The sequence below is a fragment of the Enterobacter cloacae complex sp. P1B genome (genome assembly GCF_014982345.1).
Taxonomy (GTDB): domain Bacteria; phylum Pseudomonadota; class Gammaproteobacteria; order Enterobacterales; family Enterobacteriaceae; genus Enterobacter; species Enterobacter bugandensis.
In genome coordinates this window covers 346,240-360,042 of the sequence record NZ_JADCLF010000013.1, presented here as the reverse complement: position 1 = coordinate 360,042, position 13,803 = coordinate 346,240, and the positions used below count along the sequence as shown (strand labels likewise).

9 protein-coding genes are annotated in these 13,803 nt (G+C 58.1%); 7 read left to right on the top strand and 2 right to left on the bottom strand.

The features are described from left to right. Nucleotides 1-4: 4 nt before the first annotated feature. Complete coding sequence (locus INF77_RS14555) at nt 5-904, bottom strand: hypothetical protein (protein WP_028013196.1); 900 nt, start codon at nt 902-904, stop codon at nt 5-7. A gap of 11 nt (nt 905-915) precedes the next feature. Continuing rightward, entirely contained in the window at nt 916-2,133 is a 1,218-nt protein-coding gene (opgC, locus tag INF77_RS14550) for an OpgC domain-containing protein (protein ID WP_193356872.1), read from the bottom strand. Between the two features lie 280 nt (nt 2,134-2,413). On the opposite strand from opgC, the gene INF77_RS14545 reads away from it, so the two are divergent. The 7 genes from INF77_RS14545 to INF77_RS14515 are packed head-to-tail and all read left to right on the top strand — an operon-like array spanning nt 2,414 to nt 13,741. Further along, the gene (locus INF77_RS14545; RefSeq protein ID WP_063942448.1) at nt 2,414-4,231 is read left to right on the top strand and encodes a glycosyltransferase; all 1,818 of its coding nucleotides are present in this window, start codon (nt 2,414-2,416) and stop codon (nt 4,229-4,231) included. Further along, nucleotides 4,228-5,547: a DUF3131 domain-containing protein gene (locus tag INF77_RS14540; RefSeq protein ID WP_193531895.1), complete on the top strand. Its 1,320-nt coding sequence runs from the start codon at nt 4,228-4,230 to the stop codon at nt 5,545-5,547. The genes INF77_RS14545 and INF77_RS14540 overlap by 4 nt, the downstream gene beginning before the upstream one ends. Next, on the top strand, nt 5,544-7,091 hold the full coding sequence (locus INF77_RS14535; protein ID WP_028013200.1) for a DUF3131 domain-containing protein: 1,548 nt from the start codon (nt 5,544-5,546) through the stop codon (nt 7,089-7,091). Before INF77_RS14540 ends, INF77_RS14535 begins: the two co-directional genes overlap by 4 nt. Continuing rightward, a complete protein-coding gene (locus INF77_RS14530; protein ID WP_193531896.1) occupies nt 7,076-8,470 on the top strand; it encodes a DUF3131 domain-containing protein in 1,395 nt (464 codons plus the stop codon). Before INF77_RS14535 ends, INF77_RS14530 begins: the two co-directional genes overlap by 16 nt. Continuing rightward, nucleotides 8,467-8,892: a hypothetical protein gene (locus INF77_RS14525; RefSeq protein WP_028013202.1), complete on the top strand. Its 426-nt coding sequence runs from the start codon at nt 8,467-8,469 to the stop codon at nt 8,890-8,892. The genes INF77_RS14530 and INF77_RS14525 overlap by 4 nt, the downstream gene beginning before the upstream one ends. Before the next feature lie 11 nt (nt 8,893-8,903). Then, nucleotides 8,904-11,570 (top strand): PAS domain-containing hybrid sensor histidine kinase/response regulator, encoded by a 2,667-nt coding sequence (locus INF77_RS14520; protein WP_193531897.1) that lies wholly within the window; start codon nt 8,904-8,906, stop codon nt 11,568-11,570. Beyond that, the gene (locus tag INF77_RS14515) at nt 11,567-13,741 is read left to right on the top strand and encodes a glycoside hydrolase family 2 TIM barrel-domain containing protein (protein ID WP_193531898.1); all 2,175 of its coding nucleotides are present in this window, start codon (nt 11,567-11,569) and stop codon (nt 13,739-13,741) included. The genes INF77_RS14520 and INF77_RS14515 overlap by 4 nt, the downstream gene beginning before the upstream one ends. Nucleotides 13,742-13,803: the final 62 nt, after the last annotated feature.

Sequence of the window (13,803 nt, the reverse complement as noted above, 5' to 3'; positions counted from 1 at the left end):
CCTCCTAAAGCGGTAAGAACCAGATGAGGCTCACGGTCCCTTCCCTGAATTTTGCATTCCCGTTGCCGTGCCCCGGATAGCGCGTTCCCGCATAGTTCGCGTACTGGATGGAGAACGAACCCGGCGTATAGCCGGCATAACCGAAGCTGTAGCTATAATCGCCATTCCAGGGCTGCTGCTGGCTGCTGTCCGGGAACCAGAATGCCGTCGCGCGAACGAAGAAATGTTGTTTGAAGGTGTAGCCGCAGCCGCCGAGCATGACGTTTTTATTTTTGCGGATGTCATCGCTGCTGAGGTCGTAGTAGCGCGGTACCCAGCTGTACCCTACCTGGCAAATGATGGAATCCCCTTTATTAATCAGGAGCGTGTTTTCAACCGGTTTCGGTAGCGAAAACTTATAGGCCAGCGTGAAGGCGCCCTGTTCGAAATAGGTGTGTCGTCGGCTGCCCGATGTCCAGAAATGGTTATCGCCGTAGTTGCTGTAAACCAGACTCACGGTGTTGGCGTGCCAGTCATCGTAACCGAAGCTGTAGCGAAAATCGGCGGTGTAGCGGCTGGTGTCTCTGACCGGCAGTCGGGACGTAATGTTGGCAAACCAGAAGCTGTAGGGGGAATACTGTAGGCTGAGATTCAGCGTCTGGTTAATCTTTTTCTTTTCCGTGGCGGTGTCTGAACTGTTAGGAATGCTCATCCACTGCTCTTTCAGTCCCGAGCTAAAGCTAAGCGCACCTGAGAATTTCTTGTCGTTACCCGAGAACAGGCGCCCCCAACGGCTGGTAAAAACGCCTGCCTGAACGGGTTCACCGTTCTTATCGCGCAGGGTTTCTTTATCACTGCTTTGCGCCGCCTCCGCGGCGGGTATCGCGGCGAGCAGCACGCCCGCCAGAAGCCATTTTTCGCGCATAACCGCCATCCTTAGTTAGGTATCCAGCGTGCGCCGACGTCGTATTTTGCCATCAGCCACAAAATACCCAGTGCCGCCGCATGCACTAACGTGTTCTCTATCCAGGCGTGACGCCATAAATCGAAGGTAATGAACTGACTCACCAGCAGCACCACGTAAACATGCAAAATAAAGGTATAGAGCGAGTGCTGCCCTAGCGGGATGAGGAACCATCCCAGCAGGCGGTTGAGCGGCGTCCAGCAATACGTCAGCACCAGGTAGACGGTGACCATCAGGGCGATATCGTTCAATACCCGCACCGGGCCCAGCCCATTCTTCGCCGCCCAGGTGTGATAAAACGAATTGAAGCTGTCAGGCGGGATGACGTGCATCAGCAGCGCGGGCGGCATAAACGGGTTGGTATGGTTCTGGGCAACAAATCCCAGCACCAGTGACACCATGACCAGCGCCACCACCACCCCTTTGCCCGGGGGCGTCCGGGCGAACGAGAGCAGTTCGGCTTTATACCAGCCGCTGGCCATGCCCAGCACAAAGATGAACTGCCAGGCGAGCAGCGGGAAGGCAAATTCGAATTCCGACGGCGTCAGCCGAAGCGGCCACCGCTGCCACAGGCTGTACACCAGCAGCGACAGCCCTAACAGCCACCAGACTTTTCCTTTCTGCAGCATCCCTAAAAATAGCGGGCTGAGTAGCAGCAAAAAGATATACAGTCCGAGAATTTGCGTCTGGTGGGGGCCGATCTGCAAATAGAGAATAATGTTGAACCAGGTCTCTTTAATTTGCGGCGTCACAGGATAAAGCGACCAGCTTTGACCTGAAAATCGGTCGGTAAAATGGGTGACCTCGAAAACGTTAATATGTGGGATATAGGCCAGCAGAATAAACGACACTATGATAATGATATTTACGCGATATATTTTCCATGCCCTGAGATAAAGCCCCCAGGAAACCGTAAGCAAAACCACTTTTTGCAGACGCGCGCGATTCAGCATTCCCAGCATAAACCCGGAGAGAATGACAAAGCCTTCTGCACCTGTTGTTAACCCAAAACGCTCCCAGGAGAATATATTAAATATCGACATCACCTCCGTATGCGCCACGACCATCATGACGAGGGCAATGCCGCGCATAAAGTCAATTCTCAGGTCACGGGCACCTGCAACGGAATACCTCCATGTTATTGATTTAGCATCATCTTCTTGCGCAATTGACGGCGCAACATGGCTCATAGGGTGTCCTTTGCCTGAAAACGAAAATTAAGGTCTAAATAAAGTAGATAGTCTAAAGGAATAGTAACTGCAATTTATCACCGGCAGATGAAACATATTAAGCAGAATTAAATCCAAATTAATCACCACTTCATATTAATAAAAACGACGCTGGACACTTTTATTCGGCGTTCTACACTTATCTTAAATCTTGTTTACTCGCTATTTTCTTTCGCTTTTGGGCAACTGTCTGCGCAGCAGAATGGGTCTGCATTTTCACGGAATCAGGAACGCCGGAACTATGGATTTTTATTTTTCCCGTTTTGAACATCGTCGTCCTCCGGAACCGTTAACAACACCGCGTTGGGTCATGATGACCTGGCAGGTATTAGCGGTCGCGGCACTTATTCTGGGTGCAAATTATATTTACTGGCGCTGGACCGCCTCCCTGAATACTGACGCACTATGGTATGCCATACCGCTGGTCCTCGCCGAAACGCTGGCGTGGATAGGGACCGTGCTGTTTACCATCAACTTATGGAAAGAACAGGATCCCCCCCAGTGTCCGCCCCCCGGCGAAATTAACGAATGCCTGTTTCCGGAAGAGGCCGTAGAACCTCGTCCTGTTAAAGTGGATTTGTTCATTGCCACCTACTCGGAAGACACCGAGCTGGTCAGGCTGTCCATTCGCGACGCCCTGAAGATGGCCTACCCGTACCCGATTGACTACCGGATCCACGTGCTTGATGACGGCCGCCGCCCGGAGATGAAAGCCGTCTGCGACGAGGAAGGCGTTAACTATATCAGCCGCCAGACCAACATCGGCTTTAAGGCCGGCAACCTGCGCAACGGTCTTGAGCAAACCGACGGTGATTTTATTGTTATCTGCGACGCCGATACCCGCGTATTTCCCACCCTGCTCAGCCATACGCTGGGCTATTTTCGCGATCCGGACGTGGCCTGGGTGCAGACGCCGCAGTGGTTCTTCGACCTTCCGGAAGGAGAAAATCTTTCACGCTGGGGCCAGCGAAAAGCCGGAAAAGTGGGCTACGGTCTGGGCTGGCTGATTCAAAAGTGTGTTGGCCCGGTGACCGTAGGCCGCGACCCGTTTTTTAACGATCCGCGCATGTTCTATGACGTGATCCTGCGGCGGCGCAACTGGGCGAACGCGGCTTTCTGCTGCGGCGCGGCCTCCATCCACCGGCGCGAGGCGGTCATGCAGGCCGCGCTGAGAAGCTACGTCTGGTCCGTCGAAGAGGAGATCCATCGCCACACCCGCGACATCCGCGATGAAGAAACCCGCGAAGCGCTGCAGGAGGCGATGCGCCCGCACGTGGCGTTTGACACCGAGCTCACCCCCTACAAATTTCACGTCTCCGAAGATATTTACACCTCGGTGCTGCTGCACGGTGACGCCGCGCGACGCTGGCGATCGGTCATGCATCCGCGGGTGGAGTCGAAGATGCTCTCTCCGCAGGATATGCTGACCTGGATGATCCAGCGCTTTAAATACGCCGCCGGCTCGCTGGATATTTTGTTCCATGACAACATCTTCAGCCGTCGCCGCTTCCGGCTTTCCCTCCCCCAGACGCTGATGTATGCCACCACCTTCTGGTCTTACATGGCCTGCGTGTGGAACACGGTATTTTTGATTTCGCCCATTATCTATCTGTTCACCGGCATTCCGCCGGTATCCGCCTGGTCGACGCCGTTCTATCTCCACTTTCTTCCCTTTTTTATCTTCTCTGAACTGGCGTTTATGTTCGGGACATGGGGGATCTCGGCCTGGGACGGCAGGGCCTCTTACCTTTCCTTCTTTTCCATGAACCTGCGCGCGCTCAATACGGTGCTGCGGGGCGAGCAGATCAAATTTCACGTCACGCCAAAAGAGCGCCAGAGGGGCCGTTTTCTCTACCTGGTGAAGCCGCAGATTGCCATTGTGGTGCTGACCCTCGCAGGGCTTATCTGGGGCGGTATTCAGGTGGCGCGTGGACAGGTGGACGACCCCTCCGGCTACGTCATCAATATTTTCTGGGGAGGGGTGAATATCGCCGCCATGCTGCCGCTGATTTTCGCGGCCATGTGGACGCCCGCTGAAGAGGATGAGGTCACCCAATGAGGATACGTGATGCCCTGCTGCCCGCGCGCAGCTACCTCACCATTTTGCTCGGGTTCCTGCTCGGCTTTGCCATTGTGGCCTGGGTGGAGAAACAGATGCCCACGCGCGTGGAAAGCAGCGGCGGCATCGCGCTCAGCAAAGACTTCCCGCCGCTGCCTGCGAAACGCGCCCTGACCTATGACGAAGCCATCTGGGCGCGGGTCGCCTGGCAATACTACGTGAATAATACCCAGCCAAACGGCCTGCCGAATGCCAGCGACGGTGAACCCTGGCTGAGCCTCTGGAGCGTGGGAAGCTACCTGTTTGCGACCGCTGCCGCAGAGCAGCTCAACATTATTTCCGCCGATGAGTTCGACGAGAGGATCGGTACGGCCCTGTTCGCGCTGGGGCAGCTGCCGCTCAACGAGCGAGGCCTCCCAGCTGCGTATTACCATGCCGACACCCTGAAAATCCTCGGCAAACCCGACGCCTCGGCAATTGGGCTGAGCCGCCTGCTGACGGCGCTTCAGACCCTCCTGTGGCGCTATCCTCAGCACGCGGCGGCTATCCATGATCTCTTCAGCCTCTGGAACACCGGCGCTCTGATTGAACATAACGTCCAAAGCCAGGCGGCCGTGCCGCTCCATCACTGGACGCTGACCGATGACGAACAGCGGGACAGTTTTGGCTACCGTCTCTATGCCAGCCATACGCTGCGCCTGATTGACAGCGCGGCAGGCCTCGCGGTAACCAACCCGCCTGAAGGGCAAAAGATGATCGATCTGGACGGCGTGATGGTGCCGGATGAAGGGCTACGCACGCCCTGGGGCAAGCAAACCTCCCTGATCAGTCTCCCCTACCTGTTAACCGGCCTTGAACTGGGCTTTGACGCGCAGAGCGCTGAGATTGCGTGGCGGATTATGCAGATCCAGCAGCGGCGTCATAGCCTGCGCAGCCCAAAATCCCCTGTCAGCACGGATTACGCCGAACCGGCGCCGGATTACGTCAACGATCTGCCGAACCGGCAGCCGGTACAGGCGCGCAACCTGCGCGACGAGGTGCCGGAGAAAGTGGCAATTACCTCCACCCGCACCGCGTTTGCCTGGTATGCTCTGTTCCGCAACAGCTGGAGCGAAGCGCTGCGCCAGCAGGTTCTGCCGCTTCAGGTACCGGGTAAAGGCTGGCAGCGCGGATTAAATCTTAACAACAGCGTCAATGCCGTCGTGGACGCCGATACCAATGCCATTGTGCTGGAAAGTCTGTCTTACATCGCGCATGGTCAGATGCTCTGTCTGGCCTGCCTCTACACTTCCCCCTCAGCAGGAGCAACGCCATGAAGCCACGATCCCCGATCCTTTTCCACCTGCTCACGGGAATAACGATCTGCTGGCTGGCGTTATCGACCGTGCGTGCGGACACCGAGCTTCCTGCATCAGGTTACTCCCCGCGCAGCGGCGAGCTGACGGTCCGAGAGATGACCATCGCGAAAAACGCCTGGCAGTATTTCGTCACCAACTATCAGCCCACGACGGGCCTGGTGAATGCGGTCAACAAATTTCCCTCCACCACCATGTGGGACAGCGCCTCCTATCTGGCCGCCCTGACGGCGGCGCGCGAGCTCGGGATCATTGATAAAGCGGAATTTGACCGCCGGATGCTGAAATTTCTCGCCACGTTAAACACCCTGGTACTGTTCCGCAACGAGCTGCCCAACAAGGCCTATAACACCATCAGCGCCCAGAAGGTAGACTACACCAACAAGCCCGGCGAAATTGGCTTCTCGGCGCTGGATATCGGGCGAATGCTGGTCTGGCTGAAAATTGTCAAAGAGCGCTATCCGGAATACGGCAACAGCATTGATAACGTGGTGCTCGGCTGGGATTTCAGCCACGCGATCGACCCCTGCGGCACGCTGTACGGGGCCTATCTCGAGAACGGCCAGCCGAAGTACGTTCAGGAAGGTCGGCTGGGCTATGAAGAGTACGGCGCGGCCGGGTTCCAGCTTTGGGGGTTTAATACCTGTAAAGCCAGCCGTCCGCAGCCTTATGAGCTGGCCGAAATCTACTGCGTGCTGGTCCCGTACGATACGCGCGACCCGCGCAACACGTCGCAGCATAACTACGTGGTGACGGAATCCTACCTGCTCTACGGGCTGGAGTTCGGCTTTGATAAACCGACCGACCGGGATAACGCCCCGCGCGACTACTCCCTGACGTGGATGAAAAACTTTGCTGACCGTGTTTATCAGGCTCAGGAGAACCGCTATACCATTACCGGCGTCCTCACCGCGCGCTCCGAGCACCAGCTCGATAAGGCCCCTTACTTCGTCTATGACACCGTCTTCAGCGACGGATACAACTGGAACACCATTACCGATAAAGGCCAGTTCGTCCCCAACGCTGCCGCGATATCGCTGAAGGCGGCGCTGGGCATGTGGGTGTTGTGGAACTCCCCCTATACCGACCGCCTGCTGAATACGATTGAGAATGCCAACGAAGAGGGAAAAGGCTACTACGAAGGGCTGTATGAAAACGGTGACGGCCCGATCAAAGAGTTCACCGCGAACAATAACGGCATCATGCTGGAAGCCCTGCTGTTCAAGAAAGAGGGAAAACTGCTGGCCTTCAACACCGACAACCCAAAGAGCAAGGATTTTGCCCCCTCGCTGTGGGATCGCAAGCTGCTCGATCAGTTTGAAGAGAACAACGCGCTGCGCAGCCGTCCGTTCCTTAGCAGCACACCGGCCATAAAAAGCTGGTGCGACCGGACCGGCGTCACGCAGCGTACCAAACCCGCCTGTCAGGCCTGTCAGTGCGCGTCATGCAGCGTGGACGAGCCCGTTAAACTGCCTCCGGTGACTGCGCAATGCTTAAAACCTTAGCCAGAGGGCTCGCGGGATTACTCCTTGCAGGCGGGGTCATCTTTGCCCTGTTTGGCCATCAGGGAGCAGGCTGGCGCTGGCTAATCCACGGCGGCTGGCACTCCAGCGCGCGTATCGCCGCCCTGACGCCGGAAGAGCAGACGTGGGCGACGATCGCCTGGCGCTATTTCGTCAATAATACCCAGCCGCAAACGGGCCTGGTCAACGGGAGCGACAAACAGCCCCGCGTCACGCTCTGGCAAATGGGCGATACACTTATTGCCCTGCTGGCGGCAAAAGAGCTGGGGCTGATTGAGGACGCCGAGTATGACGCTCGCTTAACCCGTCTCATGGGCACTCTAAACCGCCTGATGCTGACCGATGCCCGAACGCCGGGTCGACTCTATTCCAGCCAGACGGCGACGCCAGTCGACTTTAGCGGCAAGCCCAGCAAAAACGGCTGGTCCGCGCGCGACATGGCGCGTCTGATGCTCGCCCTGCGCCTTACCGCACAGCGGGAGCCGCAGTACAGCGAATACCTGGATAAAATTATCCTGCGCTGGAATTTCTGCCCGGTCATCGATAGCGAAGGCGAACTGTGGTCCTCTTCCCTGCAAAACGGTCAGCCGGTCGTGCGGGAGGAACTGCGGCTGGGCGAAAGTGAATATGCCGCGACGGCGTTTCAGCTGTGGGGATTTTCCCCGGATAAAGCATTTACGCCCCCGGCGCACCACGTCATCATCGCCCAGCGGCGTCTGGCCGTCGATGCCCGCGATCCGCGCACCACGTGGCAGCCCTCTCTGATTACCACCCTTCCCTATATGCTGCCGGGCCTGGAGTTTGGCTGGGAGCCAGAAGGCGTTGCGGCCGATCTGCAACAGCGTCTGCGCAAGCAGGCCGAAAACGTCTGGCTGAGCCAGAAGACCCGCTGGGAGACCGATAAAATCCTGACGGCCAGGGCAGATTTCACGCTCTCTCAGGCGCCCTGGCATATCCAGGATACCGTCTGGGGAAATGGCTATGCCTGGAACTCTGTCGGAGACGATGGCCGGGACTACACCCGTTTCGCACAGGTATCGACTAAAGCGGTTTTTGCCCTGTGGGCCCTGTGGGACACCCCGTACACCGACGTGCTGATGACGGTCACCCAACACCTTAACGATCCGCAGAAAGGCTGGTATGAAGGCCGTCAGGAAGCCACGGGCGATACCAACGCTGCCTTAACCCTCTCGACCAACGCCACGGTGCTGGAAGCCCTCTTCTTTAAACACAACGCCGGGCCTCTGTTTGACGTGCGTCGGTCGAAGAAAGAGAGCTACTTCTCACGCCGTCTGGCGGAGCAATACACGCCCATCGGGCACTGTCTGCCGGGCGAAAGCACCATAAGGAGGACGCCGTGAAGTTCTATCGCGATCTGTTTGAATCAAGCCTGAACCGCGTCTTTCCGAATAATGAAAAAACCGCGTTTTTTCAGACGTTCTATGACGCCTTCGTCCATATGTCACCCGAAACCGAGGCGCATTTTTCTCGTCTGCCGGATCGGGAGGGTCAGCAGACCCTGTTTAAAAGCTTCTTCGCCATGCTTGCGGTCGACGGCGCCCTGATCGTCCCTGATTTTCTCGAGCGCCTGGCGCGGGAGCAAAGCGACGACGGCCTCCACCTTCCCCCGCGGTTTTTTGCCCTTTGGCGCGAAGCGATGTTGAACGCGGTGAGCCTGCGCGATCCGCAGTGCGACGATGAGATCCTCACCGCCTGGGCCATGGCGATCGCGCCCGGGCTGGAATACCTTCGCCGACAGGCAGAACTGCACTACCGCGCGTAGGGGGAATCACGATGAGTTCATTCACGTACGATCTTAACGCGCTGCCGGCCGCCGTCATGATTTATGACCGCGAGGAACGCCTTCAGGCCTGGAATCACAACGTGGCCCTGTTTTATCCGGTCATAACCCCGTGGCTGACGGTGGGAACGACACTTGAGGCGCTGGCGGAACGCTTTATCGATGCCGTTTACAACGTCGACCCCGGCCTGCGGCAGACGCTGCGCGAGTCGATCGTGCGCAACTGTCGGCAGGATAAACACTGCGAGGTGCGCCAGGCGGGCCAGCGGCGGATCTTCGTCCAGCATCAGCGGCTTGCGGACGGTGGTATTGTCAGCCTGCACAGCGATGTTACGGAGCTGGATGAAGCGCAGCGCGCGCGCCACCAGCTGCATGACGACTTTCTGCTGACGGCGGAATCCATTCATATCGGGATCTGGGACTGGCAGGTTTCCGGCGACACGCTCCAGGTCAACGATACCCTGCTTGCCATGCTGGGCCAGTCGCGCACACAGTGGCGATATCCGGTGCGTTTTCTCCTCAATCAGGTCCACGAGGACGATCGCGCAGCGCTACGCAAGGCGCTGCACGCTTCGAAGCAGGATCATCGTCCGGTCTTTGAATGTGAAATTCGCGTGCATCACCCTACCGAAGGGCTGCGCTGGATGCTACTGTCCGGCCAGGTGGTTACGCTCTCCATTGAGGGAAACGCAGAGCGCGTTATTGGCACGCTGCAGGATATTACGCGGCGCAAAGAGGCTGAAATTCAGGCGTTCGCCTCGGCCATTGAGGCACAAAAAGCCAATGAGGCAAAAAGCGCGTTTCTGGCGAATATGAGCCATGAAATTCGTACCCCGATGAACGGCATTATCGGCATGACCCAGCTGTGCCTGGATACGTCTCTGAGTGCCGATCAGCGTGACTATCTGACCCTGGTGATGAGCTCTGCCCAGTCGCTTCTGCATATCATCAACGATATTCTCGACTTTTCCCGAATTGAAGCCGGCAAAGTGGAGCTGGAGACGGAACCCGTACCTGTCCGCCCCTTTATTCAGTCGCTCATTCGCCCGCACATGCCGGGGGCGAGCGAAAAAGGCATCGAGCTGCTGGTTGATATTGCGCCCGACGTTCCCGACGTGCTGCTGGTTGACGGCGCGCGGCTGCGCCAAATCCTGACCAATCTGCTGGGCAACGCGCTGAAATTTACCCATCAGGGAGAAGTGATCCTGGTTGTTGAGCCCGGCGATAGCGCGAATCGATGGCGTTTTCGCGTGCGCGACAGCGGCATTGGCATACCGGCAGATAAGCAGAAGGCCATTTTTGAAGCCTTCAGCCAGGCGGACAACTCAACCACCCGCCGCTACGGCGGTACGGGGCTCGGGCTAACCATCTCGGCAAGACTGGTTGCGGCCATGGGGGGCGAATTAACGGTCTCCAGCGAGCCGGGAAAAGGAAGCGAATTTTCGTTCTCGCTGCCCCTGGCGGCGCAGATCCTTGCGCCCGGAGAGCGCCCACATAGCCAGCGCTTTAACGGTGAACCCGTACTGGTGGTTGATGATAACGCGACCAACCTGCGGCTGCTGGCCGCGATGCTCAGCCAGATGGGACTGAAACCCACCTGCGTTAACAACGCCAGCGAGGCCATTGACCGGGTTAGAACGGGAACGGCGTGGCCCCTGATCCTGCTGGACGCGCAGATGCCGGATATGGACGGCGTGTCTCTGGCCCTTGAGCTTTCGGTTCTGCCGCAGGTTGCTGAAAGCCATATCATCATGCTGAGCTCCATGAGCCGACATTTTGATATCAATATGCTGAAGCGGATCGGAATCAAGAACTATCTGCATAAGCCTATCGCCCAGGATGAATTACATCAGGCGATTGCCGCCGCGTTTGAACGTTCGCCAGCACCCGTGGGTGAAAGCACGCCCGCGCCTGTCGCCTCGCCTGCAGCCACGGGACTGCGGATCCTGCTGGCTGAAGATAATCTGGTCAACCAGAAGGTCGCCGCGCGCCTGCTCGAGCGGCTCGGCCATAGCTGTCAGATCGTCGACAATGGCGTCGCGCTGCTGGAACGCTGGCGCGCGGATGCGTGGGACGTTTTACTGATCGACCTTCAGATGCCAGAGATGGACGGTGAGACCGCCATTCGCCTGCTTCGTGAAGAAGAGCAGTCCCGGCCCGGACCGCCTCAACCCACCGTCGCCATGACCGCACACGCCATGCAGGGGGATAAAGAGCGCTGCCTGAACATGGGGTTCGACGGCTATATTGCCAAACCCATCAGCCAGGAGCGTCTCGCTGAAGAGATTGCCCGCGTGCTCCAGCACCACGAAGACGCCTCCGGTTTTCCGGATGAAGCACGCCTGCTGAAGCAGTGCGCTGACGATCCCACCCTGGTACAGGAGCTGCTGGCCCTGTTTGGCGAAGGGCTAAATGAAGCAATCAAAACCATTACCCAGGCGATCGACAGCAACGACCGCGAGGCGCTGCGACGAGCGGCCCACAAGCTGCGCGGAGAAGCCGTCACCCTGGACTTCAGCACGCTCGCACAGCAGTTGCAGGTGCTGGAAAGCGACGCGCATACGCTGGATGGGCGCCAGCTTGCGGCCCTGAAAGAAAATCTTCGCCAGGAATCGCTGCGCCTGATGGCGTGGCTCAACGCGCGCGGGGTAAACAAATGAACGCTCGCAACTGCACGCTGCTCGTTGCCCTGTTGACCACCCACGCGGTGGCGAACTCTGCGCCGGTCAGTTGGTCTCTGACCGGAGAATGGCAGGTTCAGGATGCCAATGACAGCGCACGTCCTGCCGCATCAGGCTGGCACCCGCTTCAGGTTCCTGCCAACTGGTACAGTGCCGGGTACGATCATCAGGGCGCGCTGTGGTACAAGCACGCGTTTTCCCTGCCCGTGCAGCCCCCTGACGTGATGAGTACCCTGGTGTTTGACGGCGTCGATTACCTGGCCGAGGTGACCCTGAACGGCCAGCCGCTGGGCAAGCATGAGGGCTACTTTCAGCGTTTTTCGCTGGACGCCAGCCCGGCGTTACAACGTCACAATCGGCTCATCGTCAGGGTAGACAGCCCCTACGAAGATCCGCACAAGATCTGGCCTTTGCATAAAACGGCCATGAAGGGGGTTCTGAATCAGCATGACACGCGTCCCGGTGGCGCCTGGTCGCCGGAAGGACAGGACGCTAACTCGGGCGGCATTTGGGCACCGGTCCGGCTGCACCTTAGCCGGGGAGCTACCCTTGATGAGACCATCCTGCGGCCCGACTGGTCGCAGGGGCTGACTCGCCCGACGCTAAAAGCGGATATTCGCTATCGCGCGCTCGATCAGGGCCTGGCGACCGTGCGGCTCACCGCCACGCCCGCCAACTTCAGCGGCAGGCCCTATCAGGCTGACTTTCCGGTTACTCTCGAAAGCGGTGCCCATTCCGTGCAGGTGACGCTGCCCATGCCGAAGGCAAAGCTGTGGTGGCCGATCGGCACGGGGAAACCCCACCTGTATACCGTTCGCGTGGCGTTGCGAGATGCAAACGGCTTAATGGACACGGCGGTAACCCGCACCGGGCTGCGCAAAATCGTCGAGCAGCCCGACAATAAGGGCTGGCTCATAAACGACAGGCGCCTTTTTATTAAGGGCAGCAATTACATCGGTTCCCCCTGGCTCGGCACCATGACGCGGAAAAAATACCGACGCGACCTTCGTCTGGTGGAAGCCATGAACGCCAACGCCATACGCGTGCACGGACACGTTGCCGGACGTGCGTTGTATGACGTGGCCGATGAGATGGGCATGATGATCTGGCAGGATGTTCCGCTGCAGTGGGGCTACAACAACAGTGCGGCTTTCACGGAAAATGCGGTTCGACAGACGCGGGAGATGATCGAACAGTTTGGCAATTCGCCCGCCATCATCGTCTGGGGCGGGCATAACGAACCGCCGTGGAATTCGCCGTGGATGGAAAAACGCTTCCCGGACTGGAATAAAGATCTGAATCGCGAGCTCACGCAAAAGGTGGCGGATACGCTTGCCGAAGATACCTCCCGCATCGTGCACCGCTTCTCCGCCGTTGAGGAGCATTACTGGGCGGGCTGGTACTTCGGCACCGTGCGCGACCTGCTTGCCCCAGCCAAAACGGGGATCATTACCGAGTTCGGCGCGCAGGCGCTTCCCCGCCTGTCAACGCTAAAAACCATCATCCCGGCGGCGTCGCTCTGGCCAAAAACGACTGCCGCCGACGATCCCGGCTGGACCGTCTGGAAATACCATAATTTTCAGCCCTTCCAGACCTTTAAGTTCGCCGGTATTTCACGCGGGAAGAATATTCAGGCGATGATACGCAATACCCAGGCGTACCAGTCTCAGCTGGTGGCCACGGCGGCCGAAAGCTATCGCCGACAGCGATACCAGCCGGTGACGGCCCTGTTCCACTTTATGTTTGTGGAAACCTGGCCCTCCATCAACTGGGGCGTAGTGGACTACCTTCGTAAACCTAAAGCCGGGTTTTACGCCTTAAAACGCGCCTACCAGCCTGTTTTGCCGTCCATTGAACCCGTCACCGCGCAGTGGCAATCCGGCGCGGCGGCGACCGTGCGCCTCTGGGCCATCAACGACACCTGGAAACCGTGCAGCGAATGCCGCCTGACCTGGCGTATCACGCAGCGCGACAAGGTGCTGGCTAAAGGCACGACGACGATGACGATCGCAGCAGACTCGGGAACGATGGTCAAAACGCTGACGGCTACGCCCGTGGGCCAGGACGACGTGTCGATTCGGTTTACGATTGAAAACAGCGCGGGAAAAATTGTCGGTGAAAATCAGCGCACGGAGTCCGTCATAAAGTGAGCGAGGGGAAAAGGAAAATTGCCGCTTCCCCTGCTTTCTTGTACCCTTTCAGCGTTTAACCC